Below are 26,484 nucleotides of genomic sequence, written 5' to 3' on the forward strand. Positions count from 1 at the left end.
ACGAGGCCACACCGGGGTCACGGCGGGTAGTGTCCGGATCATGCACATCCTCGCGACCGAGGGGCTGACCAAACGCTTCCCGACCGTCACCGCGCTGGACCAGCTGACGGTGACGGTGGGCACCGGCGTCACCGGGCTGGTCGGAGCGAACGGCGCGGGCAAGTCGACCTTGATCAAGATCCTGCTCGGCCTGCTACCGCCGACCGCGGGCGGCGCGCGCGTGCTCGACCTGGACGTGACCACGCAGGGCCCGCAGATCCGCCGGGCCGTGGGCTACATGCCGGAGCACGACTGCCTGCCCCCCGACGTCTCCGCCACCGAGCTGGTCGTCCACCTGGCCCAGATGTCCGGGCTGCCGCGCACCGCCGCCCGCGAGCGAGCCGCCGACGTGCTGCGCCACGTGGGCCTGGCCGAAGAGCGCTACCGGGCCGTCGGCGGCTACTCCACCGGCATGAAGCAGCGGGTCAAGCTGGCCCAGGCACTGGTCCACGACCCCAAACTGATCTTCCTCGACGAGCCCACGAACGGCCTCGACCCGCGCGGCCGCGACGAGATGCTGAGCCTGATCAGGCGTATCGGCACCGAGTTCGGCATCAGCGTGCTCGTCACCTCGCACCTGCTCGGCGAGCTGGAACGCATCTGCGACCACGTGATCGTCATCGACGCGGGCCGGCTGCTGCGCTCCTCCGCGATCGCCGAGTTCACCCAGGCGACCCAGACGCTGACCGTCGAGGTCGAGGAGGGCACGCAGCCGCTGGCGACGCGCCTGACCGAGCTGGGCCAGACCGTCACGCCGCACGGCAGGCTGCTCCTGGTCAAGATGGACGGCCCCGAGACCTACGACGCGATCCGCGACGCCGTGGTCGACCTCGAGCTGTGCCTGATCCGGCTGGAGCACGGCCGCCACCGCATCGAGGACGTCTTCAGGGAAGAGGCCGCCAATGTCTAGCGAGATCTACGACATCGGCTACCGCCACTACGACGGGCCTCGCCTCGGGCGCGCCCACTCCACGCGGGCGCTGGCCGTGCACAGCCTGCGCGGCGTGTTCGGGCTCGGGCGTACGGCACGCAGCAAGATCATGCCGTTCGCGCTCGGGGTCATCATGCTGCTGCCCGCGGTGGTCTCCATCGCGATGATGGCGCTGATGAAGCAGCGCGGCATGCCGTACGGCGGGTTCGCGGTCATCATGCAGGCGGTGCTGGCGATCTTCCTGGCCTCGCAGGCGCCCACGGTGGTGGCGCCTGACCTGCGCTACCGGGTGCTGCCGCTCTACCTGTCGCGGCCGGTGTCGATCGTGGAGTACATCGGGGCCAAGGTCGTGGCCATGACCGTGGCACTGTTCCTGCTGGTGGCCGTGCCGGTGACGCTGATCTACATCGGTGAGCTGCTGATCGACCTGGAGGGGCCGCCGCAGACCAAGGAGTACCTGGCCGCGCTGCTCATGGCGCTGGTGCTGGCGCTGCTGCTGTCGTCGGTCGGGCTGGCGATCGCCTCGCTCACCCCCAGGCGCGGGCTCGGCGTGGCCTCGGTCATCGCGGTCTACCTGCTGGCCTCCGCCTCGATCCCCGTGGTGTTCGGGACGCTGTCGTCCATGGGCAAGGAGTCGCTGGCCGCGTGGTCGTGGCTGGCCAACCCGTTCTGGCTGGTGGACGCCGTGCAGTCGTGGCTGTTCGGCCTGCCGCCGCACGGCATCGAGGGCAGCTACCCGCCGGGGCCCGTGCCGGCGGTGCTCGTGGTGGTGCTCATCGCGCTGGCGATCGGCATCCTCATGCTGCGCTACCGGAAGGCGGCGGCCAAGTGAAGCTCGAACTTTCCCAGGTCTCGCGCTGGTACGGCAACGTGGTGGCGGTCAACGACGTCACGATGACGATCGGCCCGGGCGTCACCGGCCTGCTGGGACCCAACGGGGCGGGCAAGTCGACGCTGCTGCACATGATGGCCGGGTTCCTGGCCCCGTCGGGCGGCACGGTCACGATCGACAACCGACAGGTCTGGAAAAACCACCACGTCTACCGCCACATCGGGCTCGTCCCGGAGCGGGAGGGCGTGTATGGATTCCTGACCGGGTGGCAGTTCGTGCTGTCGGCGGCCAAGCTGCACGGCCTGCCCGATCCCGCGGGCGCGGCGCAGAAGGCGCTGGCCACGGTCGAGATGGAAGCGCCCAAGGACCGCCGGGTCGAGACGTACTCCAAGGGCATGCGCCAGCGCGTCAAGGTGGCCGCCGCGCTCGTCCACGACCCGCCCGTGCTGCTGCTCGACGAGCCGTTCAACGGCATGGACCCGCGCCAGCGGATGCACCTGATGGACCTGATCCGCTCGATGGGCACGGCGGGCAAGACGATCCTGTTCAGCTCGCACATCCTGGAGGAGGTCGAACGGGTCGCCCAGCACATCGAGGTGCTGGTCGCCGGCAGGCACGCGGCCTCGGGCGACTTCCGGCAGATCCGCCGGCTGATGACCGACAGGCCGCACCTGTTCAAGATCCGCTCCAGCGACGACCGCAGGCTGGCCGCCGCGCTGATCGTCGACGACTCGACGGGCGGCGTCACGCTCGGGCAGGACGGGCTGGAGGTGCAGGCCGTGGAGTTCCGGCGCTTCGCCTGGCTGCTGCCCCGGGTGGCCAAGGCCGAGGGGGTCCACCTGCACGAGGTCTCCCCCGCCGACGAGGACCTGGAGAGCGTGTTCTCCTACTTGATCACCCGGAGCTCGTCATGAACACAGTGGTCGCGGGCATCACCTATCGCGCGCTGCTCGGGCGGCGGCGCATCGTCCTGCTGCTCCTGCTGCCGCTGGCACTGATCGGACTGGCCGTGCTGCTGCGGCTGACCGGTGGCGCCGACCAGAGCTCGACGGCGTTCCTCATGCAGAAGTTCGCCATCGGCACCATGCTGCCGCTGCTCGGCCTGATCGCGGGCACCGGCGTGATCGCCCCGGAGATCGACGACGGCACGATCATCCACCTGATGTCCAAGCCGATCTCCCGCCCGGTGATCGCGCAGACGAAGTTCGTCGTGGCCGCCTCCCTGCTCGCCCTGTTCGCCGCGGTCCCCACTTACGTCGCGGCGTGGCTGCTGGTACGCAACGAGGACGGCATGGCGCCCGGGTTCGCGCTGGGCGCGCTGGTGGGCGGCATCGCCTATGCGGCGGTCTTCCTGCTGCTCGGCATCATCACGCGGCACGCGGTGACGATCGGGATCATCTACGCACTGGTGTGGGAGGGGCTGGTCGGCAGCCTCGTGCCTGGGGCGCGCAAGTTCTCCATCCAGCAGTGGGCGCAGACGATCGCGGGTCAGGTCTCCGACTCGCCGTATCTGACGCGCGACGTGACGCTCGGCTTCGCCGTACCCGCACTGATCATCGTGACCGTGGGCGCGGTCTTCTGGGCGGGGCGCAGGCTGCGGGTGTTCTCGCTCACCGGCGACGAATGAGCTCCCGCAGCGCGGCCCTGTCCAACTTGCGCCTGCTGGAGTAGGGGAACTCCGGCAGCAGCTCGATCCTGTCGGGCAGCGCGCCGGCGTCCATCACGCTCCGCAGCTCCCTGGCGTCGACCGGCCGGTCGGCGACCAGGGCCAGCACGACCTCCTCGTCACCGGTGGCCGCGTCGGCGATCCCGATCACGGCCGCGTCCGCGACGCCGGGCAGGGCCGCGATGGCCGGCTCGTACAGGCTCGGATAGATGTTGAAGCCGTCGCGCAGGATCATGTCCTTCTTCCTGCCGAGCAGCACCAGCCTGCCCTGGTCGTCCATCCTGACCAGGTCACCGGTGGCCACCTCGCTGAGCGGCGGCTCGCCCAGATAGCGGCCGGCCAGGTGCGGGCCGCTCACGACCAGCTCCTGGTCCTCGGTGAAGCGCACACCCACCCCGGGCAGCGGCGCGCCGAGCAGGTCGCCCTCGGCGTGGTCGAGCTTGTCGCGCGCGGTGGCCAGCGCGATCGGCAGCGCCTCCGTCATCGCGTAGATGCTCAGCACCTGGCTCACCGGCAGCTGGAGCGCCATCCGCAGGACGGCCGGCGGCGCGGGAGCCGAACCGAGCATGACCGTCCGCAGCGTGGCCGGGAAGGCGTCCAGCCCGGCGAACTCGACGGGCACGCAGTACAGGTGGGTGACCGGCCGCCGCGCGATGAGCCGGGCGGGCCCCATCGACCAGGTGGCGCCGCCGATCAGCGCGGGCAGTCCGATCATCAGCCCGTCGGCGTGCACCACGTCGCCGGGCCCGACGGGGAAGTGGTCGCGGAAGATCTCAAGCCCGGCGGCCAGCGACCGCTGCGTGTGCACCACGGCCCGCGGGTTCGCGGTCGTGCCCGAGGTGAAGATCACCGCCGCTGGGCCGTCCGCGTCGGCTCCGCCGTACTCCTGGGGTGCGGGTCCGTCGAGGCCTCGCAGCCGTACGGCGTGCCGGGGGACCCCGGGCAGCCACCGGCCGGTGTAGGCGTGGCGCAGGCCGGTGTGGAGATCATCGCCGGGCAGCGGGTCGCGCAGGCTGGGCAGCAGCACGCCGCGGCGGCGCACGAGCGCGCGCAGCGGCGCGAGCGACGTCAGCGCATACAGCCGCGACTCGGCCACCACCCAGCGCGGATCTGCCAGCCGCAGCCTGGCCGCCAGGATCGCGGGCGGGACTCCGGGGTCGGCCAGCACCAGCACGCCGCCGGCGGCCACCACGCCGAGCGCCACCGCGATCGCCTCGGGGGACGGCTCGACGGCGTAGAGCACGCCGTCTCCCCTGGCCAGCCCGGCCGCCGACAGCCGGTCGCGGATGCGCAGCGCCCGCTCGCGCAGCGCGCCGAACGTCATCGCCTCGCCCCGCGGTCCGACGATCGCGGTCGCCTTCGGCGTGCGTTCACATGCCTGGAGTACCTGGGCAACGAGCTCCATCACACCTCATACCGTCGCATGAGCGGCACGGCGATCCACTCCAGCAGCCGGGACAGCGCCACCCACCCTGCCCGCCGCCGCCACGGCAGGTGAGCGACGTGGACGGCACGGTACTCGATCTCCGGCACGGCCCCGCGCAGCCGCTTGAACTCCCCCGCCCCGGCGCTGTCGTTCACCACCAGCCCCCTGTCGGCCGCGACCTGGTAGACCAGCGCGCTCAGCATCCGGTAGAGCCCGAGCGGCTGCGGCAGCGCGGTGTCGTAGCCGAAGACCGGCGTGGTCAGCACGCCGTCGCGGACGAAGTAGCCGAGCACCCCGTCGATCATGCCGTCCCTGGCCAGCGCCAGGTAGGTCATCGGCAGCTCGCCGACGAAGCGCGCGGTGAACTGCGGGTTGTTGCGCGAGTACTTGTCCAGGTACAGCAGGTCGTACAGCTCGACGACCCGCTTGGGGCCGTCCGGCACGACCACCTCGTACCCGCGCCGCTCGATCAGCCGCAGGTCGCGCCGCCACCGCTTGCGAAGCCTGTAGCCCTGCTCGCCCGGCCGCGCCAGATAGATCCGCCGCCCCGGCACCATCACGCACCCCTCGATCGGCCGGTTCACCGAGCAGAACCCGATCGCGTGCCCGGGGAAGCGTTCCCTGAGGAACGCGACGACCTCGGCGAGCTGCCGATCCTTCATCGCCGGATACAGGTTCGTGGACAGCAGCCAGTTGTTGACCAGCACGACCCGGTCCATCCGCGACCACCGGAACAGCGCCCCCAGCGCGCTCAGCGCCCCGCCCAGCACGGCCCGCAGTGTGCGGCTGTCCAGCACGCGCAGCTCCTCCCTGGAATAGGTCACATAGTGCGTGTACGGCGAGCAGACCCAGGCGTTGCCGCGCTCACCGTCGTTGACCGTGATGGGCAGCACGATCTCACCGTCGACGAGCAGGACCGCGACGGTGGTGCGCGCGTTGGCGACGAACGGCTCGCTGCCCTGCTCCATGAGCGGCGTCAGGTAGTCCCTGGCGTAACGGCCGTCCTCGGTGTCGGGCCAGGGCAGGTCGGGCCCGGTGAACAGCTCGACGCTCACGGGCCGTTCCACTCGATGTCGTAGGTGGAGCACTCGACCAGCGAGCGGCCGGTCCACAGGGAACGGATCCAGTTCTGCCAGAGCACGCCGAACTGCGCCGCGAACGGCCCCCTGTCGCCGGGCATGGCGATCACGTCCTCCGCGGTGGCGAGGAATCCCGCCCACCTGCGGAGATCACGCGCGGATCGGACGTTCGCCAGGCCGAAGGAGAGCATGGCCAGGGCGATCATCGCCCTCCTGCCGGGCTCCGGCCGGACCACGGGCTGCGCGGCGCCCATGAGCGCGCCGGTCAGGTCGTCGCCCAGCAGGTGGACGCCGCTGGTGGCCCTGGGGTTGCACTCCAGCGGCAGCACCCGGTCTCCGGCCACGAAGTCGAAGGCGATCTGGCCGGTGAAGCCCAGGCGTTCCACGAAGGTCGTCACCCACTCCTCAATGGCCGGATGATCGGCGGATTCGAAGCTCACGCAGGCGCCGGAGGCCGTGAAGTCCACGGCGTAGGCGACGTGCGCGGCGATCCTGCCGTCCCTGGCCACCGAGTACGTGCAGATCTGCGGCCCGTCGAGCCGCTCCTGCGCCACCCACGTCCTCGGGATCGGCGCGTCGACACGGACATGCGTCCCGAAGCGCGAGAACTCGGGCTTGGTGACGTACGGCGTGCCGCGGTGGGGCCACGTCCCGCGGTCCGTTCTCGGCACCGGGAGGCCGTAGCTCTCGGCGAGGCGGATGAACTCCCACTTGCTGTGCAGCTTCCGGAGCGTGTCCAGCGGTGCGGCCAGGACCTCGCAGTGTTCGAGGAGGCGATCCCTGGCGCGGGCGACGTAGAAGATCTCCTCGCAGGTGGGGACGACGAGCTCGACGCCCTCCCGCTTCACGATCTTCACGAGCGCGTCCGCGAACGCCTCGGGCGCCTGCCGGGGCGGCGGAATCCGGTACGTCCTGGCCACCGCCTTCGACGCCCGGCACAGATTGCCCCGGGAGCTCTCGGCCACGACCACCCGCATGCCCGACCTCGCGAACTTCCTGGCCAGGTCCAGCGCGACAGGTGCCCGCCCACCGGTGATCAGCACGGTCATGGGACCCAGCTTGCCCGAGGCGGGTTGCGAGCCGATTGACGCGGGTCCTGTGCGCCGTTACGGCGGGCCGGCGTCCCCGACTCGCCGGCAGCGCCGGTCACGGGCCCTCAGCCGGAGTACGGCGGGCGGCCGGTGACGGCGGCTTTGCCGTACGGCACAAAAGACCCCGCGTTGCCGGACGGAACCGAAAGACCCCGCCTTGCCGGACAGAACCAGAAGACCCCGTCCAGAACAGGACGGGGTCTTCAGGGTCTTGGTCAGGCGCAGGCGACGCGGACCACCTCGGCGAGGCGGCCTGCCACCATGGTCGCCTGGTCCTCCGAGGAGGCCTCCACCATGACGCGGATCATGGGCTCGGTGCCGCTGGGGCGGATCAGGACGCGGCCCGTCTCCCCCAGCTCCGCCTCGGCCTGCGCCACGGCGGCCGTGAGCTCGGGGACCAAGGCCTTGCCCCTGTCCACGTCCTTGACGTTGATCAGGATCTGCGGCAGCGGCGTCATCACCGAGGCCAGCTCGCGCAGCGGGCGGCCCGAGCCCGCCACCACCGACAGCAGGTGCAGCGAGGTGAGCAGGCCGTCGCCCGTCGTGGCGTGGTCGAGCATGATGACGTGACCCGACTGCTCGCCGCCCAGGTTGTAGCCCTCGGACTTCATCCGCTCGAGCACGTAGCGGTCGCCGACCGCGGTCTCGATCACGTTGATGCCCGCATCGCGCATCGCCAGCTTGAAGCCCAGGTTGGACATCACGGTGGCCACCACGGTGTCCTTGGCCAGTCGGCCCTCGGCGTGCATGGCCGCGGCCAGGATCGCCATGATCTGGTCGCCGTCGATGATCGCGCCGGTGTGGTCGACCGCCAGGCAGCGGTCGGCGTCACCGTCGTAGGCCAGGCCCAGGTCGGCGCCGCGCGAGACCACCACCTGCTGGAGCCTGTCCAGATGGGTGGAGCCGTAGCCGGCGTTGATGTTGAGCCCGTCGGGGCGCGCCCCGATGGCCTCCACCCGGGCTCCCGCCCGTACCAGCGCCTCGGGGGCCACCATGTGCGCGGCCCCGTGCGCGCAGTCGACCACGATGTCCAGGCCGTCGAGACGGCCGGGCAGGGTGGTCAGCACGTGCGAGATGTAGCGGTCGGCCTCGCCGAAGGCGTCCCGCACCCGACCCACCCCGGAGCCGACGGGGCGGTTCCACTGCTCACCGAGACGGCGCTCGATCTCGTCCTCGACCACGTCGGCCAGCTTGAGCCCGCCGCGGGCCAGGAACTTCACGCCGTTGTCCGGCGCCGGATTGTGCGAAGCCGTCAGCATGACACCGAGGTCCGCACCCAGCGCGCCGGTCAGGTAGGCCACGGCCGGCGTGGGCAGCACGCCCAGGCGCAGCACGTCCACCCCGGACGACGCGAGGCCGGCGACCACCGCGGCCTCCAGGAATTCACCTGAAGCCCGGGGGTCCCGGCCCACCACCGCCACGGGACGCTTGGGTCCCGTGTCTCCGAGGACGTGCGCCGCCGCCACGGACAGTTCCATGGCGAGCTCGGCCGTGAGGTCGCGACCCGCGACCCCACGTACCCCGTCGGTGCCGAAAAGGCGCGCCAATTTAGCGCTTGCTGTACTGCGGAGCCTTACGGGCCTTCTTGAGGCCGTACTTCTTCCGCTCCGTGGCGCGGGCGTCACGGGTGAGGAAGCCGGCCTTCTTCAGCGGCGGGCGGTTGACCTCGACATCGAGGACCGCCAGCGCACGCGACAGGCCCATGCGCAGCGCACCGGCCTGGCCGGTCACGCCGCCGCCGTCGATGCGGGCGATGACGTCGAACGCCTCCTCGGCGCCGAGCACCACGAAGGGCTCATTGACGATCTGCTGGTGGACCTTGTTGGGGAAGTAGACGTCCAGGGAACGCCCGTTGATCGTCCACTTGCCGGTGCCGGGAACGATGCGCACCCGGGCGATGGCCTCCTTGCGGCGGCCGGTGCCGTACGAGTTGCCCGTGGTGACGGGCTTGCGCACAGGGGCCTCGGCGCTGGCGGCGGATTCGGTGGTGTACTCGGACGGGAAGTCCTCGCTGCTGCTGTAGTCGTCCAGCTCGGCCTCGACGGCCGTCTCGACACCAGTGGGCTCAGCCACGGTTCTCCTCTTAACTTTCCTACTGGGCGATCTGGGTGATCTCGAACGGCACAGGCTGCTGGGCCTGGTGCGGGTGCTCGGAACCCGCGTAGACCTTCAGCTTCTTGGCCATCTTCCGGCCGAGGGAGTTCTTGGGCAGCATGCCCTTGACGGCCTTCTCGACGGCCCTCTCCGGCCGCTTCTCCATGAGCTCGCCGTAGCTCACGGAACGCAGACCGCCCGGGTAACCGGAGTGGCGGTATGCCTTCTTCTGCTCGAGCTTGTTGCCGCTCAGGTGCACCTTGTCGGCGTTGATGATGATGACGAAGTCACCGGTGTCGACGTGGTTGGCGAAGATCGGCTTGTGCTTTCCGCGGAGCAGGTTCGCCACGTGGCTGGCCAGCCGGCCCAGAACGACGTCGGTCGCGTCGATGACGTACCACTGACGTTCGACGTCGGCGGGCTTCGGTGAGTACGTGCGCACGGTCGTAGCCTTCTTTATGCTCGCGTCTTCGGCGCTGTCGGATGCGACAGCCGTATTGGTCGGTCGGTGCGGGCACACGACGGCCCGGACCTTCCGTCTCCCTAGCCCGATGGACTTGATGATGGGAGATGACGCCGGACGCGCCGCGCATCGGTCACGCGGGACCTATGCACACAACGAACGATTAGGTTACCTGCCCCGGAGGGGCTGGTCAAAAGACCGGTGACCCGAACCGAGTCTATCCGACCACAGAACGGTTCTATTTCGGTTCCCGCCAGACCCTTCTTTACCAGGACCGGACATCCCTATCGTTGGCTGCGGCATGTGGCAGACCCCTCACTCCCGGCACACCCAGCAAAGCGCGCGGCGACGGAATCACCTGGGTGCGATGGTCTGCATTCTGGCGGCCCTGTTCACCGGTGTCCTGATCGGACGGCTGACCGGCGATCCGCAGACCACCGGCCGCATCTACCTGAACGAGACGGCGCCGCCCGCGGCGCTGAAGATGACCCCGGCGCCGAAGAAGACCCAGCCGCACTCGGGCCGCTCGGCGAGGGAGACCACCGCGGCTGTGCCACGTGGCCGGACCACCCCCAAGACCGCCAGGAGCACCCCCGTCAACCAGGTGCCCGGCTACACCGAATACGACCCCACCCAGGTGCTCGGCGACCAGAGCGTCCAGGTGGTGCCCGGGCTGGCCTCCCGCGTGGTCACGCTCACCAACGCCGCCCGCGTCAAGCGCGGCTGCCGCCCGCTGCGCGTCGACTCGCGGCTGACCCGCAGCGCCAGGACACACTCCATGGAGATGGCGCGCACCGGCAAGTTCACCCACGAGTCGCCCGACGGATCCTCGCCGTGGGACCGGATGGAGAGCGCCGGATACAGCAACGGGGCGGCCGAGAACATCGGCCGCGGCTACTCCTCCGCCGACGAGGCCGTGCGCGCCTGGCTCGACAGCCGCGACCGGCGGCAGAACATCCTGAATTGCGCCGTCGCGACCATCGGCGTGGGCGTCGTGTCGGGCTCCGGTGACACCTGGTGGACCCAGGATCTCGGATACCCGTGAGCCACGCACGGTAGGGTCGCCCGCATGGGTTTTCCCGAAGAGACCACCCACGAAAGCACCCCCCGCCGCGGCAGGCGCGCCGCCGAGGAACCCCCGGCGCCCCGTGGCAAGCGCGGCGCTGAGGAGCCCCCGGCGCCCCGTGGCAGGCGCGCCGCCGAGGAACCCCCAGTGCCCAGTGGTAAGGGTGCCGCTGAGGAGCCCTCGGCGCCCCGCAGCGGCATGTGGAGTCCCTATGACGAGGGCAGCAGGCGCTTCCGAGGGCCGCTGTTGTTCGCCATCGGCGGCGTCGCGGTGCTCGCCCTGCTCGGCGGTGGCCTCTTCGTGATGTGGAACATGGACAGCCCCGCCCCCGCCTCGTCCGACGCGGCCCGCCGTACGTCCGCGCCTCTCCCTTCGGGGCCGCAGGGCAAGTACGGCTATGCCGCGTCGAGAGACATGGACTCGGAGCCGCTCACGCTCAAGGAGGTCTTCCCGACCAAGAAGATCGACGTCTCCGGGCGGTCGTACGTGATGACGATCACCGCCAAGGACAAGAAGTGCAGCGATGCCGTCCTCGGCGACAAGCTGCAGAAGGCGCTCAAGAAGGGCAAGTGCACCCAGCTGCTGCGCGCCAGCTTCCGCGACAAGGACGGCAAGGTCATCGGCACGATCGGGGTCGCCAACCTCGGCTCCGGCAAGGACTCTTCCAAGGTGGCAGCCGCCGGGAGCAAGTCGGACTACGTCAAGCCGCTGCCGGGCAAGGACTCGGTGACCAAGCTGCTCGGGCAGGGCAGCGGGGGCGCGCAGGTGCGCACCCACGGGCACTACGCGGTCATGTACTGGATCCAGAAGAAGGACGGCACCAAGCCCGACAAGAAGGGCTTTAAGGCCCTTTATCAGGCTGTGGACGACATCACCCAGGCGACCGTTTTCAAGGCATTGGACGCACGGTCGCTGACCGGCAACCCGGCAGGGTGAAAACGGTCATCCATCGCCTTAGGGGTATCAATGGGATGGCCGATCCGGCCGGGAACGCCCATACCGGCATGACGATCTCCTGACTCTCGCTAGGCTCCCCCTTATGCGTGGCCAGGAACCCGGGTCTGAGCACGAGCGTAGGGACGACGACGGCTCGGCCGCACCGGCGACGCCGCCGCCGAGCTTCGGTCAGCTCGTGGAGCCCGTCATCGGCAGCGACGGGGCGTCTGCGGAGCCTCCTCATCCCATTCCCGTCTACCCGGGGCCGCCGCCGGGCCTGCCGGATCTGCCGGTGTTCCCCGGCGCCCAGTCGTGGGAGGTGACCGGCGGCGACGCCGCGCCCTACGACTGGTTCTCCGAGCCCGGCCCGGCCGACTGGCAACCCCCTCAGCCATCTCCCGGCTCCGACTCGCCCGGCGGATCCCAGGGTGCTCGGCCGTCTCCCTCCGACTCGCCCGGCGGGTCCCAGGGCGCTCGGCCGTCTCCCGGCTCCGGCTTCGGCGGGTCGCAGGTCGCTCTGCCGTCCGACGGGTCCCACGCCCGGCCGCTGGACGTTCCTCCAAGCGGCTGGGAGCCCAGTGCCGACGCCTGGCAATCCCCGGGCACGGAGGCCCCTTCCGGCTGGTCCGTGGTGCCCGGCGCCCCACCGTGGGAGCCGCCGCCCGCCTTCACGGCCGCGGCGGCGGACATGAACGTCTGGCCCGCCCCCACCCCCGACGCCGTCATGCCCCCGTGGCCCGCGGCCACCGGCGAGCTCGCCCCTGACGACACCCCGTCCCCCCACGACGCCCCGTCCTTCAACGACGACCTTTCCCCCCACGACGACCACGACATCCTCGCTCCCAACGCGCCCTCAACGCGATCGCCGGAGCCCTCGGCGCGCTCGTCGGAGCCCGTTGCCTTCGACGCGAACCGAACCCTCCCGGACGACCGCGCCGCCGAGCCCGGCGACGTCCCCGTCTGGCCGCTCCACCAGGCCCCCCAGGACCAGGACCGCATCCCCGACCTCCCCTTCGGCCCCGAGGTCTGGGCCAAGAAATCCCCCAAACCCACCCTCCCGGCCGACCCCACCACCCCTGCCCACCTCACTGCGCAGGGCGAGCCCACCACACCCGCGCAGGCCGCATCCCCGGGCGAAGCCACCACGCCTGCCCACCTCACCACGCAGGGCGAGCCCACCACGCCTTCGCACGCCGTATACCCGGGCGAAGCCACCACGCCTGCCCGCCTCGCTGCGCAGGGCGAGGCCACCACGCCCGCGCGTTTCCATGCACAGGGCGGCGAGCCCGGCGCACCTGCGCACCTCGGTGCGAACGACCAAGCGGGGACCGCCAACTCTGCCTCCCTCGCAAGCACGGCCGCCGACCCCGCGCAGGCCAACCCGGCATCCGCCCAAGCGGGCTCGACCGCTGGTCCCACGGCCCCACCCCAGGCGGCCCCCACCCAAGCCCTCTCGGCGCCCGGCTCGGACGCCCTGGCCTCCGAACAGACCACCCCGGCACCAGGCCACCCCGCGCCCGGCGCAGCCACCTCAGCTCCCGGCCAGGCCACCCCGATGCCGGCCACTCAGGCATCCGACCAGGCCGCCCCAATACCCGGCCAGGTCACTCCCCCGCCTGATCAGGCAACCCCGACGCCCAGCCAGGGCACTCCCGTGCGCGGCCAGGACACTCCGATACCCGGCCAGGGCACTCTTCCACCCGACCAGGCCACCTCGACACCCGCCCAGGGCGCTCACTCGCCGAGCCAGGCCACCCCGATCCCCGGTCGGGACGCTCCCCTGCCGGGCCAGGCCGCCCCCACGCCCAGTCAGGGCGCTTCCATGCCGAGCCAAGGCACCCCAGCGCCCGGCCAGAACGCTCCCCTGCCGGGCCAGGCCACCCCAACGCCCGGCCAGAACGCTTCCTCGCCGAGCCAAGGCACCCCAACGCCCGGCCAGAACGCCCCCTTGCCAGGCCAGGCCACCCCAACGCCCGGTCAGGACGCTCCCTTGCCAGGCCAGGGCACCTCGATGCCCGGTCACGGGCAGGCTCCTGCGCCTGGTGACGGTGCCAAGCCTGGGGAAGCCTTCGCCCGTCCGGGCGCTACGCCGGCGCTGCCCGCCGTACCGGGCCAACCTTCACCGCATGGACCGGGTCAGCCCTCGCCCGCCGTACCGGCTCAAGCCTCACAGACCGGACCCGGGCAGCCCGCCGGACCTGGGCAGAACTTGCCTGCCGTACCGGTTCAAGCTGCGGGCGGGCGGCCCTTCGCTCCCTTCGGCGGGGTGGACGGTCCGACGCCGCCGAACGGCGCGCCCGCCTACCAGCCGGACCAGGGCTTCGTGCTCCCGAAGGCGGCGGTCAAGCCGCCAGGCAAGAGCAAGAAGGCGCTGTTCGCGGTGCTGGGCGTGCTGGTGCTCACGGGCGTGGCGACCGGCGGCTTCTTCGCCTACCGCTCGATGAAGGCCGCCTCGCCCACGCGACCGACGGCCGCCAGCGCCCATCCCACCACGCAGCAACCTTCCGCGGAGCCCACCACGGCCCAGCCCACGGTGACCCCGTCCACGGACGCGGCCGGGACCATGCTCAACTCCGTGCAGACGGACCCGAAGAAGCTGTCGCTCACGGAGGCGTTCCCGCAGAAGAAGATGTCCCTGGCCGGGACCTCGTTCGCGCGCGTCAGCACGGACATGCAGAACAACTGCGACAAGGCCGCCACGGGTCCCTTCGCCGACGCCCTCAAGGCCCAGAAGTGCACCCGCGTCCTGCGAGCCACCTACGTGGACGCCAAGCGCCTCTACGCCGTGACGACCGGCATCGCCGTTCTCCCCACCAAGGACGCCGCCCTCCAGGCGGACCAGGCCAAGAACCTCTCCAAGAACCTGTGGTTCAGAGCCCTCCCTGGCGCCGCGGGCTCGGGCGCCGACCGCGTCGGCATCGCCGGCGGCTACGCTGCCGGGCTGGTCTGGGGCCGCTACATCGTCTTCAGCTACGCCACGTACGCCGACGGCCACACCCCCGCTCCCAAGGAGAAGACCCTCGGCAAGGTAAGCGGCGCCTTCCGCGACCAAACCTCCAAGGTCCTGGAACACCGCCTAACCCACCACTAACCCCGCCCAAGCACCGCCGCGGTGGGGTGTGGGGCGGTGGGAGGGGGCGGCCGGGGTGCTACGAGGACGTCGGGCGTGACGGTGGGTCAGTGGCATCGACTCGCCAGGGGCGCCGGGCACGGGTCGTCAGCCGAAGTGCAGTGGGCGGCCGGTGGCGGCGGCTTGCCGTACGAGAACAAGAAGCCGGTGGGTTGTCGTACGAGGGCGGAGTGGCGGACGGCGAGGAGGGCGGCCCGCAAAGGTGGGAGCTGGCTAGAGGGTGCGGAGGCGGCGGGTGGAGTGGGCTCGGGTGGCGAGGTGTTCGGGGGCCGGGTAGGTGACCTCCTCGAGGCAGAGGCCGTGGGCGGGGGCCACGTGGACGCCGGAGTCCCTGACCGCGCGTGACAGCACCTCGCCGGGCCACTCCACGGGGCGGCGCCCGTCGCCGGCCGCCAGGAGGCTGCCCACCAGGGCGCGCACCATCGAGTGGCAGAACGCGTCCGCCACGACCGTGGCGACCAGGATCCCGGACGGCTCGCGGACCCAGTCGAGGCGCTGCAGTTCCCTGATCGTCGTCGCGCCCTCGCGCTTCTTGCAGAAGGCCGCGAAGTCGTGCTCCCCCAGCAGGTGTACGGCTGCCGCGTTGAGGGCGTCCAGAGCGAGCGGCCGGTTGTGCCAGATCACCTCGTGGCGCCGCAACGGGTCCACGCCACCGGGGGCGTCGCTGACCCGGTAGGCGTACCGGCGCGACAGCGCGGAGAAACGCGCGTCAAAGCCCTCAGGAGCCACGGAGACCCGATAAATCCGTACGTCTGGGCCCAGGACCCCGGCCATCCTTCGCAACAGCGCAGAAAGCCACTCATCCACGCCCAGACCCATCTCACCGGACGAGTCAGGCGAGGCGGAGGTACGGCGGGTGAGGGTGGAGAGGGCTTCGAGGGTGACGTCGACGTGGGCGACCTGCCCGCGCGCGTGCACTCCCGCGTCAGTACGCCCCGCGACCGTGAGCTCCGGCGGCTCGATCCGCAGGATCTTGCCCAGCGCCAGCTCGATCTCCCCCTGGACGGTGCGCCGCTCCGGCTGGCGGGCCCACCCGGAGAAGTCCGTGCCGTCGTATCCGAGGTCAAGGCGGAGCCGTACCACGATCACCCTCCAGCGAAATGGGGACGGGCCCGGTGCCCCCGCGAGGGAGCCCGGGCCCGTCCGGTGTGGCCTGACGAATCAGGCCTCGTCCTTCTTCTCAGCCTCGCCGGCGGCCTCAGCGGCCGGAGCCTCTTCGGCGGCAGCCTCAGCGGCGGGAGCCTCGTCAGCGACCTCGGCGGTCTCCACAACCGGAGCCTCAGCGGCCGGAGCGGGCTTGCGGGACACGGTGACCGCGTTCAGCGGCTCGCTCACCAGCTCGATGACCGCCATCGGGGCGTTGTCGCCCTTGCGGTTGCCGACCTTGGTGATGCGGGTGTAGCCACCGGGACGCTCGGCGAACGTCGACGCGATCTCGGTGAACAGGTGGTGGACAACGCCCTTGTCGCGGACCACGGTGAGCACCTGGCGACGGTTGTGGATGTCGCCCTTCTTGGCCTTGGTGATCAGCCGCTCCGCGAGGGGGCGGAGCCGCTTGGCCTTGGTCACCGTGGTGCGGAGCTTGCCGTGGCGGAACAGGTCGGTGGCGAGGTTGGCCAGGATCAGCCGCTCGTGCGCCGGGCTGCCGCCAAGACGAGCGCCCTTGGTGGGCTTGGGCATGTGAGTCTCCTTGTGGGTTAACCCGCCCCGGCCGTACCAGGTACCGGGGTCGGGCTGGGGACCGTACAGCCCCCATCAGCAAAAATCAGTACTGCTCGGTCTCGACGTACGCGCTGTCGTCGTCGTCGTAACCGGCGCCGGCCACCGCGCTCGGGTCGAACCCGGGCGGGGAGTCCTTGAGCGCCAGCGTCATCTCGTGCAGCTTCTGCTTGACCTCTTCGATCGACTTGGCGCCGAAGTTCCTTATGTCGAGCAGGTCCTGCTCGCTGCGGGCGACGAGCTCACCCACGGTGTGGATGCCCTCGCGCTTGAGGCAGTTGTAGGAGCGGACCGTGAGGTTGAGCTCCTCGATCGGCAGCGCCAGGTCGGCGGCCAGGGCGGCGTCGGTCGGCGACGGGCCGATGTCGATGCCCTCGGCCTCGACGTTGAGCTCGCGCGCCAGGCCGAACAGCTCGACCAGCGTCTTACCGGCGGAGGCCACCGCGTCGCGGGGCTTCATGGCCGGCTTGGTCTCGACGTCCAGGATCAGACGGTCGAAGTCGGTGCGCTGCTCGACACGGGTCGCCTCGACCTTGTAGGTGACCTTGAGCACCGGGGAGTAGATCGAGTCGATCGGAATACGACCGATCTCCTGGCCCGGCTGCTTGTTCTGCGCGGCGGAGACGTAGCCGCGACCGCGCTCGACGGTCAGCTCCATCTCCAGCTTGGCCTTGCCGTTGAGCGTGGCGATGCGCAGCTCGGGGTTGTGCACCTCGACACCGGCCGGAGGCGCGATGTCGGCGGCGGTGACCTCACCGGGGCCCTGCTTGCGCAGGTACATCACGACCGGCTCGTCGTGCTCGGAGGAGACGACCAGCTCCTTGAGGTTCAGGATGATGTCGGTGACATCCTCCTTGACCCCGGGAACGGTCGAGAACTCGTGCAGCACGCCCTCGATGCGGATCGATGTCACGGCCGCGCCCGGGATGGACGACAGCAGCGTGCGCCGCAGCGAGTTGCCGATGGTGTAGCCGAAGCCCGGCTCCAGCGGCTCGATGACGAAGCGGGACCGGGTCTCGTCGATCGACTCTTCGAGAAGAGTCGGACGCTGAGCGATCAGCATGGTGTGGGTTCTCCCCTTTTCGTGTGGCGACCGCTATATGACGCCACTCCGATAAACCAGTCTAGGTGCTGTACGGCATGCACCACCGGACAGCACCTAACCCCCGGCCGGAAAAGCCGGGGGTCAGAGGCGGGGCAGCTTACTTCGAGTAGTACTCGACGATGAGCTGCTCCTGGACCTGGGTGTCGATCTGCTGCCGGACGGGCAGCTGGTGCACCAGGACGCGGAGCTTCTCGGGCACGACGCCCAGCCAGGCCGGAACCGTGCGCTCGCCGGCGGTGGCGCGGGCCACCTCGTAAGGCAGCAGGTTGCGCTTGGTCTCGCGGACCTCGATGATGTCGTGCTCGCGAACGCGGTACGACGGGATGTCGACCTTCTTGCCGTTCACCGTGATGTGGCCGTGGCGCACCTGCTGGCGAGCGGCGTCACGCGACTGGGCGAACCCGGCGCGGTAGACGACGTTGTCGAGGCGGCTCTCCAGGATCTGGAGCAGCACCTCGCCCGACTTGCCGGTCTTGCCCGCGGCTTCCTCGTAGTAGTTACGGAACTGCTTCTCGAGGACGCCGTAGATCCGGCGGGTCTTCTGCTTCTCACGAAGCTGAAGCTGGTACTCGGACTCCTTGGGACGTCCGCGACCGTGCTCACCCGGCGGGTAAGGACGGATCTCGATGGGGCACTTCGCGGACTCGCACTTGCTGCCCTTGAGGAAGAGCTTGGTCTTCTCGCGACGGCAAAGCTTGCAGTCCGCACCCGTGTAACGAGCCATTTCTCAATCTCTCCTGGGTGTCAGACGCGGCGGCGCTTCGGCGGACGGCAGCCGTTGTGCGGAACCGGGGTCACGTCCTGGATGGAGCCGACCTCGAGCCCGGTCGCCTGAAGCGAACGGATCGCGGTCTCACGGCCGGAGCCGGGGCCCTTCACGAAGACGTCGACCTTGCGCATGCCGTGCTCCATGGCACGACGTGCGGCGTTCTCGGCAGCCATCTGAGCGGCGAACGGGGTGGACTTGCGGGAGCCCTTGAAACCCACGTGGCCGGCGCTGGCCCAGGAGATCACGTTCCCGCTCGGGTCGGTGATCGAAACGATCGTGTTGTTGAACGTGCTCTTGATGTGGGCGTGCCCGTGAGCGACGTTCTTCTTTTCCTTGCGGCGCACCTTCTTCGGTGCGCCCTGACGGCTCTTAGGAGGCATTGCTTGCCATTACTCCTGAGGTCTTCGGTCCAGCGGCTGCGCGGACTACTTCTTACCGGGCTTCTTCTTGCCGGCGACGGTCTTCTTCTTGCCCTTGCGGGTGCGCGCGTTGGTCTGCGTGCGCTGACCGTGCACGGGCAGGCCCTTGCGGTGCCGGATGCCCTGGTAGCAACCGATTTCGATCTTGCGACGAATGTCGGCCTGGACCTCGCGGCGCAGGTCACCCTCGATCTTGAAGTTCGCCTCGATGTAGTCACGCATCGGGACGAGCTCAGTGTCGGAGAGCTGGTGCACACGCAGGTCGCCGCTGACGCCCGTAGCCTCGAGGATTTCCTGGGCGCGGGTGCGGCCGATTCCGTAGATGTAGGTGAGAGCGATCTCCAGCCGCTTTTCGCGGGGGAGGTCGACGCCAACCAGGCGAGCCATGGTCGGGCATTCTCCTTCTCTGTGGCGGAGGTCTTACGCCGCACGACCCCTCCCCATGCCCGGGGTGAGGGCCCCGGCCTCCGACCGGGGGTCTCCTGGGTGGTCCGGCATGCCGTACGGCTGCCGCCTGCCCAGGTGTGGGCGCTTCCTGTTACAGGCTTCTCATGCGTCGAGCCCGCAACCCGATATGGTGCGGACTCGGAGAAGCCTTACGTAGCGACTAGCCCTGACGCTGCTTGTGGCGCAGGTTGTCGCAGATCACCATGACGCGACCGTGCCGGCGAATCACCTTGCACTTGTCGCAGATCTTCTTGACGCTCGGCTTTACCTTCATTGTCCTTTTGTCCTCAGACGCTTACTTGTATCGGTAGACGATCCGCCCACGACTGAGGTCGTAGGGGCTCAGCTCCACGACAACCCTGTCGTCAGGCAGGATCCGGATGTAGTGCATCCGCATCCGTCCGCTGATGTGGGCCAGGACCTTATGGCCGTTGTCGAGCTGCACCCGGAACATGGCGTTCGGGAGCGACTCGACCACAGTGCCCTCGATCTCGATGGCGCCGTCTTTCTTGGCCAAAATCCCTCGCGTTTCACTGATCGGTCGTCTGAGGTTTCGGTCCACTAAGCAGCCGCGACCTCACGCTTCGAAGAGAGCGGCGATCCGCAAGACCGCCGACGCGTGATAGTCATAGTGAGCCGACTAAGGAGTGTACGACACCTGAGCCGCAAATGCGAAACGCACGTGCCAGGTGTCCTGACACAACCACGTTAAAGGGTACCTCATGCGGGCGGTCACCGTGCCCGCCCAGCGCCATCGGCCGCCGACACGCGGCGCTGGGCGGGCACGAGCCAGTCGTCCGGGCGGGCTAGCGACGCCGCCTGCGGACCACGACAACTCCGGTACCGGCCACGATGAGCAGGACGGCCATCGCTCCAGCGAGCCACGGCATTCGCGCCGTGGCCGTCAAAGCCAGGCAGGCCAGCATCGTCCCCCCATTACGCCGGTTCCATCGTTAATGATCAGCTACCCTGCCCCATCCGCGCCAACTACCCCAGGCGGTAAAGAGTGCGTCTTTTGCCCGCGGCCCGCCGTACCAGGACAGACATCACGAAGGCCCGCCGAAGCGGGCCTTCGTTGCCGGAGCGGGGGATCAGTAGATGCGGAATGAGGCGCCGCAGTAGCTGGTGGGGCTGCCCCAGCAGGTGTAGGTGAAGATCTTCTTGATGCCGCTGCCGGACCAGGTCTCGCTGTAGGAGCCGTCCCACTTGCGGTAGAACTTGTGCCAGCTGCCGCCCGAGTAGTACTTGAACCAGACGTAGCCGTACTTCGGCGTGAACTCCTTGCCGTACCACTTGGTGTAGACGCGGCCGTGCGACTCCCACGTGTAGCCGTAGTCGTAGGCCTTGTGGTTGCTGGAGTAGTACTTGCCCCAGTTGTGGACCGAGGTCTGGCTGGCGGTGGACGCCTGCGCGGCGGGGGCCGCGACGGCCAGGCCGGTGAGGGCGACGGATCCGGCGAGGGCAGCGGCTGCAAGGACCTTGCGCATTGGATTCCTCCGGTGAGTGGTGTTCTCAACACCGCTCACGCTAGGAAGGATCGTTCATCCCTTCTGCGCAGGAATGCACACAGTGCAGTAGTGCACATTCAGGGCCTGCGATGGCCCGACCCGAAGATCGTGCTCATCAGCAGGATCGCGCCCCACGGGCCCATCACCCACAGCGGCCAGGGGTAGATCAGGTGGCCGCTGGTGACGCTGACGATCAGCCAGATCACCCAGTTCACGGCGCCGGCCGCGGCCCAGGCACCCCAGGCCGCCCGCATGCCGGTGTGCATCCCCTGCTTGGACTGCGGCGTGGGCGTGATCTTGGCCGGGCGCGCCCGCAGGTCGACGTCGGGCAGGTCGGCGGTGAGCTTGGCGAGGTCGCCGTAGGTCTTGCTCTGGTAGAGCTGCTCGAGCCGCTCGTTGAACTCGTCCATGTTGATGCGGCCCTGTGCGGTGTGTTCCCGCAGTACGGCCGCCACGCGGTCGCGGTCGGCGTCGGAGGCACGCATCTCGGGACTCTGCGCCATGTTCACCACTCCCGGGGGGACTAGTTCTGGAGGTGCGCCAGGCGTTCCTTGCCCCCGTCGAGGGCTGTCAGCACCCAAGGACCATTATGTGTCACGGCGACGCTGTGTTCGAAGTGCGCGGAGGCCTTCCCGTCGATCGTGACCACGGTCCAGTCGTCCGACAGGACGCGGGTGCGCTCGCTGCCCAGGTTGACCATCGGCTCGATGGCCAGGCACATGCCCACCTCGAGCACCGGACCCTTGCCGGGCCGGCCGTGGTTGGCGATCCACGGGTCCATGTGCATCTCGGTGCCGATGCCGTGGCCGCCGTACTCCGGCGGGATACCGAACCTGCCTTGCGACTTGACGTACTTCTCGACCTCGTAGCCGATGTCGGAAAGGTGGCGGCCGACGGTGAGGGCGGAGATGCCCGCCCACATGGCGTCCTCGGTGATCCGCATCAGCTCGGTCAGGCGCGGCTCCACCTCGCCCACGGGGACGGTGACGGCCGAATCGCCGTGCCAGCCCTCCAGGATCGCGCCGCAGTCGATGGAGATGACGTCGCCCTCGCGCAGCTTGCGGGCGTTGGTCGGGATGCCATGCACGACCTCGTGGTTGACCGAGGCGCAGATGGTGGCGGGAAAGCCCTGGTAGCCCTTGAACGACGGGATCGCACCCGCGTCCCTGATGGCCTTCTCGGCGATGACGTCCAGATCGAGCGGTGTCATGCCGGGCTCGACGGAGCTTCTCAGCAACTCCAGCGTGCGCCCGACGACCAGACCGGCCGCCCGCATCTTCTCCAGCTGCTCGGGCGTCTTGATCTGGATTCCATGCCGGTTCTTCTTGAACAACTTCGGCACCCCCCGGGGTGTGTCAACGGGCGGACGTGGGAGGTCAATTCCCCCCACAATAGCCCCAGGGAACTTAGCCCATGAAAGGGCGAATGGCCTCCATTGCCCGCTGTGTCACTTCTTCGACCGGACCAGTGGCGTCGACGCCGACGAGGATGCCCTCGTCCGCGTAGAAGGAGATCAGCGGCGACGTCTGCTCCTGGTAGACCTCCAGGCGGTGCCTGACGGTGTCCTCCTTGTCGTCGTCACGCTGGAACAGCGTGCCGCCGCAGGCGTCGCATCGGTCGTCCTTCTTGTCGTCGAACTCCACGTGCCAGATCCGGCCGCACTGGCTGCAGGTACGGCGGCCCGCCAGCCTCCTGACCACCTCGTCGTCGTCGACGACCAGCTCGAGCACGAGATCGAGCGCCTGTCCCCAGTCCTTGAGCATGTCGCGCAGGATCTCGGCCTGCGGCACGTTCCTGGGGAACCCGTCGAGCAGGAAACCGTCCTGCGCGTCGTCCTCGGAGAGGCGGTCACGGACCATGGCGATCGTGACCTCGTCGGGCACGAGATCGCCACGGTCCATGTAGGTCTTGGCGAGCTTGCCGAGCTCCGTGCCTCCGGAGACGTTGGCACGGAAGATGTCACCTGTCGAGATCTTCGGGATGGACAGGTTCGACGCTATGTACTGGGCCTGTGTCCCCTTGCCCGCACCGGGGGGCCCAACCAGAACCAGCCTCACTAGCGCAGGAAGCCTTCGTAGTTACGCTGCTGGAGCTGGCTCTCGATCTGCTTGACCGTGTCCAGGCCGACACCAACCATGATCAGAATGCTCGTCCCTCCGAACGGGAAGTTCTGGCTAGCCCCGGCAATCGCCAGCGCGACGATCGGGATCATGGCGATCAGACCCAGATAGAGCGCGCCAGGCGCGGTCAGGCGAGTGAGCACGTAGTTCAGGTACTCAGCCGTCGGCCGGCCCGGGCGGATGCCCGGAATGAACCCACCGTACTTCTTCATGTTGTCCGCCACTTCAGTGGGGTTGAAGGTAATGGACACGTAGAAGTAGGTGAAGAACACGATCAGCAGGAAGAACGTGACCATGTAGGTCGGGTGGTCGCCCTTGGTCAGGTTCGCCGAGATCCACTGCACGATCGCGTTCGGGTTCTCCGCCTTCGCGAACAGCGAGGTCAGCAGCTGCGGAAGGTACAGCAGCGAGGAGGCGAAGATGACCGGGATGATGCCCGCCTGGTTGACCTTCAGCGGGATGTAGGTGGCGGTGCCGCCGTACATCCTGCGCCCGACCATCCGCTTGGCGTACTGGACCGGGATGCGGCGCTGCGCCTGCTCGACGAAGACGACCGCTGCGATCATGAAGATGCCGACCACCATCACGACGGCGAAGGTGAACTTGTTCGCCGAGAAGATGTTGGACAGCTCGGAGGGGAAGACCGCGATGACCTGAGTGAAGATCAGAATCGACATGCCGTTGCCGACGCCGCGGTCGGTGATCAGCTCGCCCAGCCACATGATGACCGAGGTGCCGGCCGTCATGATGACGACCATCGTCACGATCATGAAGATGTTGTCAGGCTCGAGCAGAACGTCCTGCTGGCAGTTCGGGAACAGCTGCCCAGAGCGGGCCAGGGCGATGAAGGCCGTCGACTGCAGAATGCCCAGACCGATGGTCAGATAACGGGTGTACTGCGTGATCTTCGTCTGTCCGGCCTGGCCCTCCTTCTTGAGTGCCTCAAGGCGCGGGATGACCACGACGAGCAGCTGCAAAATAATGCTCGCGGTGATGTACGGCATGATGCCCAGCGCGAACACCGACAGCTTCAGCAGCGCGCCGCCGCTGAACAGCTGGACCATCCCATAGATGTTGCCGGTGGTGGCGTCGTTGCGGGCCTGTGCGAAACAGGCCGCCAGGTTCTGGACGTGGACGCCCGGAGTCGGAAGAACCGAGCCGAGACGGAACAGCGCGATGATGCCCAGGGTGAAGAGCAACTTCTTGCGCAGGTCCGGCGTCCGGAACGCCCGGGTAAACGCGGTCAGCACGGTCCCTCCTGCGCGCCTCTACGGCGGGATAGGTATGCGATGGTGCGGGGATCTGCCATCTGAAGTCTCAGGTCGTACGTGGCGAACTCTAACGCACTACAGGCGTGGGGGCCCATCGACGGAACCCCCACGCCTCGTCATAGCGGTGCTACAGCTCGGTAACGGACCCACCGGCAGCCGCGATCTTCTCCTTCGCGGAGGACGAGAAGGCATGCGCCGTCACGTTCACCGCGACCGAGATCTCACCGGTACCGAGGACCTTCACCAGCTGGTTCTTGCGGACAGCACCCTTGGCGACCAGCGACTCGACGGTGACCTCGCCACCCTCGGGGAACAGCTCGCCGAGCCTGTCCAGGTTGACGACCTGGTAGGTCGTCTTGAACAGCGCGTTGGAGAAGCCCTTGAGCTTCGGCAGACGCCTCTGCAGCGGCACCTGGCCACCCTCGAAACCGAGGTGGACCGTGGTACGGGCGTGCGTGCCCTTGGTACCGCGACCGGCGGTCTTACCCTTGGACGCCTCGCCGCGACCCTTGCGGATCTTGGACTTGTTGGCACCCGGGGCAGGACGCAGGTCGTGAATCTTGAGCGGAGCCTTGTCAGTCATGACTAGTCGACCTCTTCCACCTCGACGAGGTGCGTCACCACGGAGACCATGCCACGAATCTCGGGCCGGTCCTCCTTGACGACGACGTCGCCGATTCGCTTCAGGCCAAGCGAACGCAGCGAGTCACGCTGGTTCTGCTTGCCACCGATCTTCGAGCGAACCTGAGTGATCTTCAGGCGTGCCATGACTAGCTCACCGCCTTCGCGGCCGCCGCCTCGGCGAGACCCTCGCGCTGAGCCTTCAGCATCCGGGCCGGGGCGACGTCCTCGATCGGCAGGCCACGGCGGGCGGCGATCTCCTCGGGACGCGAGAGCCCCTTCAGAGCCGCCACGGTGGCGTGCACGATGTTGATCGGGTTGTCCGAACCGAGCGACTTGGACAGCACGTCGTGGATGCCCGCGCACTCCAGGACCGCGCGCACCGGGCCACCGGCGATGACGCCGGTACCGGCCGAGGCGGGACGCAGGAAGACGACGCCGGCCGCCTCCTCACCCTGCACGGTGTGCGGGATGGTGCCCTGGATCCGCGGGACCTTGAAGAAGTGCTTCTTGGCCTCTTCGACACCCTTGGCGATGGCCGCGGGGACTTCCTTGGCCTTGCCGTAGCCGACGCCGACCAGGCCGTTGCCGTCACCGACGACGACGAGGGCGGTGAAGCTGAAGCGACGACCACCCTTCACGACCTTGGCCACTCGGTTGATCTTCACTACGCGCTCGATGTACGAGACGCCCTTGTCGGCGGCGCCACCGCGGCGATCGTCACGACGGTCCCGCCGCTCGCCACCGGTGCCGCCACCGCGACGCGGAGCTGCAGCCATCAGTGGTTCCTCATCTCAACAGTTGCCATCAGAACTCGAGCCCGCCTTCGCGGGCGCTGTCCGCCAGAGCCGCGATGCGGCCGGCGTAGCGGTTTCCGCCACGGTCGAAGACGACCGAGGAGATCCCGGCTTCCTTGGCCCGCTGAGCGAGGAGCTCGCCGACCTTCTTGGCCTTCGCGGTCTTGTCGCCCTCCGCGGAACGCAGCATGGCGTCCATGGTGGAGGCGCTGACCAGGGTGTGGCCCTTGGCGTCGTCCACGATCTGGACGAACAGGTGCTTGGTCGAACGGTTGACGACGAGGCGCGGACGCTCCGCCGTGCCGACGACCTTCTTGCGCACGCGGGTGTGTCGGCGGGCCCGCGAGACGGCGCGGGCGGCCGTGTGCTTGCCGAACGCAGTCTTCGGAGCCATGCCTACTTACCAGCCTTTCCGACCTTGCGGCGGATCTGTTCGCCCTGGTACCGCACGCCCTTGCCCTTGTACGGGTCGGGCTTGCGCAGCTTGCGGATGTTCGCCGCGACCTCGCCGACCTTCTGCTTGTCGATGCCGTCCACGTGGAACAGGGTCGGCTTCTCGACGCGGAAGGTGACGCCCTCAGGGGCGTCGATGATGACCGGGTGGCTGAAGCCCAGCGAGAACTCCAGCTGCGACGGGCCCTTGGCCGCGACGCGATAACCGACACCGACGATCTCCAGGGACTTGGAGTAGCCCTGCGTCACGCCCTGCACCATGTTGGCGATGAGCGTGCGGGACAGGCCGTGCAGCGCACGCACCTTGTTCTCGTCGTTGGGACGCGAGACCGCGATGGCCCCGTCGTCGTCGCGCACCACCGAGATGGGCTCGGCGACCGTGTGAGAAAGCGTGCCCTTCGGGCCCTTGACCTGGACATCCTGGCCGGTGATCGTGATGTCTACGCCACTGGGCACAGGGATGGGCAGCCGTCCGATTCTCGACATGCTGTGTTCCTCCCCT

At 68.9% G+C, this 26,484-nt stretch carries 31 protein-coding genes; 7 read left to right on the forward strand and 24 right to left on the reverse strand.

What is annotated here, in order from left to right; genetic code table 11:
* The first annotated feature begins 40 nt into the window (after positions 1-40).
* The 4 genes from ACIBHX_RS09775 to ACIBHX_RS09790 are packed head-to-tail and all read left to right on the forward strand — an operon-like array spanning position 41 to position 3,429.
* Entirely contained in the window at positions 41-949 is a 909-nt protein-coding gene (locus ACIBHX_RS09775; protein ID WP_397065964.1) for an ABC transporter ATP-binding protein, read from the forward strand.
* Positions 942-1,802 (forward strand): ABC transporter permease, encoded by an 861-nt coding sequence (locus tag ACIBHX_RS09780; protein ID WP_397065966.1) that lies wholly within the window; start codon positions 942-944, stop codon positions 1,800-1,802. Before ACIBHX_RS09775 ends, ACIBHX_RS09780 begins: the two co-directional genes overlap by 8 nt.
* Positions 1,799-2,716 carry an ABC transporter ATP-binding protein gene (locus ACIBHX_RS09785; protein WP_397065967.1) on the forward strand — a complete coding sequence of 306 codons (918 nt, stop codon included), beginning with the start codon at positions 1,799-1,801 and terminating at the stop codon, positions 2,714-2,716. Before ACIBHX_RS09780 ends, ACIBHX_RS09785 begins: the two co-directional genes overlap by 4 nt.
* Positions 2,713-3,429: an ABC transporter permease subunit gene (locus tag ACIBHX_RS09790; protein WP_397065969.1), complete on the forward strand. Its 717-nt coding sequence runs from the start codon at positions 2,713-2,715 to the stop codon at positions 3,427-3,429. Before ACIBHX_RS09785 ends, ACIBHX_RS09790 begins: the two co-directional genes overlap by 4 nt.
* Here ACIBHX_RS09790 and ACIBHX_RS09795 read toward each other — a convergent pair.
* The 6 genes from ACIBHX_RS09795 to rplM form a co-directional block, all read right to left on the reverse strand.
* A complete protein-coding gene (locus ACIBHX_RS09795) occupies positions 3,413-4,873 on the reverse strand; it encodes a class I adenylate-forming enzyme family protein (RefSeq protein ID WP_397066075.1) in 1,461 nt (486 codons plus the stop codon). The two genes, ACIBHX_RS09790 and ACIBHX_RS09795, sit on opposite strands and share 17 nt — an antisense overlap.
* Positions 4,873-5,949 (reverse strand): hypothetical protein, encoded by a 1,077-nt coding sequence (locus ACIBHX_RS09800; protein ID WP_397065971.1) that lies wholly within the window; start codon positions 5,947-5,949, stop codon positions 4,873-4,875. The genes ACIBHX_RS09795 and ACIBHX_RS09800 overlap by 1 nt, the downstream gene beginning before the upstream one ends.
* Positions 5,946-7,022, reverse strand: coding sequence for a hypothetical protein (locus ACIBHX_RS09805; RefSeq protein ID WP_397065972.1), 1,077 nt, complete (start codon positions 7,020-7,022; stop codon positions 5,946-5,948). Before ACIBHX_RS09805 ends, ACIBHX_RS09800 begins: the two co-directional genes overlap by 4 nt.
* A 257-nt stretch (positions 7,023-7,279) precedes the next feature.
* Complete coding sequence (gene glmM / locus ACIBHX_RS09810) at positions 7,280-8,611, reverse strand: phosphoglucosamine mutase (RefSeq protein WP_397065973.1); 1,332 nt, start codon at positions 8,609-8,611, stop codon at positions 7,280-7,282.
* 1 nt (position 8,612) lies between these two features.
* A complete protein-coding gene (rpsI, locus tag ACIBHX_RS09815) occupies positions 8,613-9,137 on the reverse strand; it encodes a 30S ribosomal protein S9 (RefSeq protein ID WP_397065975.1) in 525 nt (174 codons plus the stop codon).
* Positions 9,138-9,156: 19 nt separating this feature from the next.
* Complete coding sequence (gene rplM / locus ACIBHX_RS09820; protein WP_397065976.1) at positions 9,157-9,600, reverse strand: 50S ribosomal protein L13; 444 nt, start codon at positions 9,598-9,600, stop codon at positions 9,157-9,159.
* Positions 9,601-9,988: 388 nt separating this feature from the next.
* Here rplM and ACIBHX_RS09825 point away from each other — a divergent pair, with 388 nt between their 5' ends.
* The 3 genes from ACIBHX_RS09825 (at position 9,989) to ACIBHX_RS09835 (ending at position 14,714) form a co-directional block, all read left to right on the forward strand.
* Positions 9,989-10,666, forward strand: coding sequence for a CAP domain-containing protein (locus ACIBHX_RS09825; protein ID WP_397065978.1), 678 nt, complete (start codon positions 9,989-9,991; stop codon positions 10,664-10,666).
* A 24-nt stretch (positions 10,667-10,690) separates the two neighbouring features.
* Positions 10,691-11,623: a hypothetical protein gene (locus ACIBHX_RS09830; protein WP_397065980.1), complete on the forward strand. Its 933-nt coding sequence runs from the start codon at positions 10,691-10,693 to the stop codon at positions 11,621-11,623.
* A gap of 103 nt (positions 11,624-11,726) precedes the next feature.
* Positions 11,727-14,714: a hypothetical protein gene (locus ACIBHX_RS09835; RefSeq protein WP_397065982.1), complete on the forward strand. Its 2,988-nt coding sequence runs from the start codon at positions 11,727-11,729 to the stop codon at positions 14,712-14,714.
* Between the two features lie 252 nt (positions 14,715-14,966).
* Here ACIBHX_RS09835 and truA read toward each other — a convergent pair whose 3' ends face one another.
* From truA to rplF, 18 genes are all read right to left on the reverse strand, one after another.
* Entirely contained in the window at positions 14,967-15,836 is an 870-nt protein-coding gene (gene truA, locus ACIBHX_RS09840; protein ID WP_397065984.1) for a tRNA pseudouridine(38-40) synthase TruA, read from the reverse strand.
* A gap of 78 nt (positions 15,837-15,914) precedes the next feature.
* On the reverse strand, positions 15,915-16,433 hold the full coding sequence (gene rplQ, locus ACIBHX_RS09845) for a 50S ribosomal protein L17 (RefSeq protein ID WP_397065986.1): 519 nt from the start codon (positions 16,431-16,433) through the stop codon (positions 15,915-15,917).
* Positions 16,434-16,518: 85 nt separating this feature from the next.
* Complete coding sequence (locus ACIBHX_RS09850; RefSeq protein WP_397065988.1) at positions 16,519-17,535, reverse strand: DNA-directed RNA polymerase subunit alpha; 1,017 nt, start codon at positions 17,533-17,535, stop codon at positions 16,519-16,521.
* Between the two features lie 139 nt (positions 17,536-17,674).
* Positions 17,675-18,301, reverse strand: coding sequence for a 30S ribosomal protein S4 (gene rpsD, locus ACIBHX_RS09855; protein WP_397065989.1), 627 nt, complete (start codon positions 18,299-18,301; stop codon positions 17,675-17,677).
* Between the two features lie 20 nt (positions 18,302-18,321).
* Complete coding sequence (rpsK, locus tag ACIBHX_RS09860; protein WP_012887860.1) at positions 18,322-18,726, reverse strand: 30S ribosomal protein S11; 405 nt, start codon at positions 18,724-18,726, stop codon at positions 18,322-18,324.
* A 45-nt stretch (positions 18,727-18,771) separates the two neighbouring features.
* Positions 18,772-19,152 (reverse strand): 30S ribosomal protein S13, encoded by a 381-nt coding sequence (rpsM, locus tag ACIBHX_RS09865; RefSeq protein WP_397065991.1) that lies wholly within the window; start codon positions 19,150-19,152, stop codon positions 18,772-18,774.
* A gap of 220 nt (positions 19,153-19,372) precedes the next feature.
* On the reverse strand, positions 19,373-19,486 hold the full coding sequence (gene rpmJ / locus ACIBHX_RS09870; protein WP_003956441.1) for a 50S ribosomal protein L36: 114 nt from the start codon (positions 19,484-19,486) through the stop codon (positions 19,373-19,375).
* 21 nt (positions 19,487-19,507) lie between these two features.
* Entirely contained in the window at positions 19,508-19,729 is a 222-nt protein-coding gene (gene infA, locus ACIBHX_RS09875; RefSeq protein ID WP_012887858.1) for a translation initiation factor IF-1, read from the reverse strand.
* A 574-nt stretch (positions 19,730-20,303) separates the two neighbouring features.
* Positions 20,304-20,699, reverse strand: a complete 396-nt coding sequence (locus tag ACIBHX_RS09880) for a hypothetical protein (RefSeq protein WP_397065993.1) — start codon at positions 20,697-20,699, stop codon at positions 20,304-20,306.
* Positions 20,700-20,797: 98 nt separating this feature from the next.
* Entirely contained in the window at positions 20,798-21,205 is a 408-nt protein-coding gene (locus tag ACIBHX_RS09885; protein ID WP_397065994.1) for a DUF1707 domain-containing protein, read from the reverse strand.
* Between the two features lie 38 nt (positions 21,206-21,243).
* Positions 21,244-22,053 carry a type I methionyl aminopeptidase gene (gene map, locus ACIBHX_RS09890; RefSeq protein ID WP_397066076.1) on the reverse strand — a complete coding sequence of 270 codons (810 nt, stop codon included), beginning with the start codon at positions 22,051-22,053 and terminating at the stop codon, positions 21,244-21,246.
* A 73-nt stretch (positions 22,054-22,126) separates the two neighbouring features.
* Entirely contained in the window at positions 22,127-22,777 is a 651-nt protein-coding gene (locus tag ACIBHX_RS09895) for an adenylate kinase (RefSeq protein WP_397065996.1), read from the reverse strand.
* Positions 22,777-24,090, reverse strand: a complete 1,314-nt coding sequence (gene secY / locus ACIBHX_RS09900; protein ID WP_397065997.1) for a preprotein translocase subunit SecY — start codon at positions 24,088-24,090, stop codon at positions 22,777-22,779. Before secY ends, ACIBHX_RS09895 begins: the two co-directional genes overlap by 1 nt.
* Positions 24,091-24,238: 148 nt before the next feature.
* Positions 24,239-24,694, reverse strand: coding sequence for a 50S ribosomal protein L15 (rplO, locus tag ACIBHX_RS09905; RefSeq protein ID WP_397065999.1), 456 nt, complete (start codon positions 24,692-24,694; stop codon positions 24,239-24,241).
* A 2-nt stretch (positions 24,695-24,696) separates the two neighbouring features.
* Positions 24,697-24,879, reverse strand: a complete 183-nt coding sequence (rpmD, locus tag ACIBHX_RS09910) for a 50S ribosomal protein L30 (protein WP_080043226.1) — start codon at positions 24,877-24,879, stop codon at positions 24,697-24,699.
* Between the two features lie 2 nt (positions 24,880-24,881).
* Positions 24,882-25,511 carry a 30S ribosomal protein S5 gene (rpsE, locus tag ACIBHX_RS09915; protein ID WP_091090115.1) on the reverse strand — a complete coding sequence of 210 codons (630 nt, stop codon included), beginning with the start codon at positions 25,509-25,511 and terminating at the stop codon, positions 24,882-24,884.
* A 28-nt stretch (positions 25,512-25,539) separates the two neighbouring features.
* Positions 25,540-25,923: a 50S ribosomal protein L18 gene (gene rplR / locus ACIBHX_RS09920; RefSeq protein ID WP_397066001.1), complete on the reverse strand. Its 384-nt coding sequence runs from the start codon at positions 25,921-25,923 to the stop codon at positions 25,540-25,542.
* A gap of 2 nt (positions 25,924-25,925) precedes the next feature.
* Positions 25,926-26,468: a 50S ribosomal protein L6 gene (gene rplF / locus ACIBHX_RS09925; RefSeq protein WP_397066003.1), complete on the reverse strand. Its 543-nt coding sequence runs from the start codon at positions 26,466-26,468 to the stop codon at positions 25,926-25,928.
* Positions 26,469-26,484 lie beyond the last annotated feature (16 nt).

This window comes from Nonomuraea sp. NPDC050536, assembly GCF_044457685.1.
Classification (GTDB): Bacteria; Actinomycetota; Actinomycetes; order Streptosporangiales; family Streptosporangiaceae; genus Nonomuraea.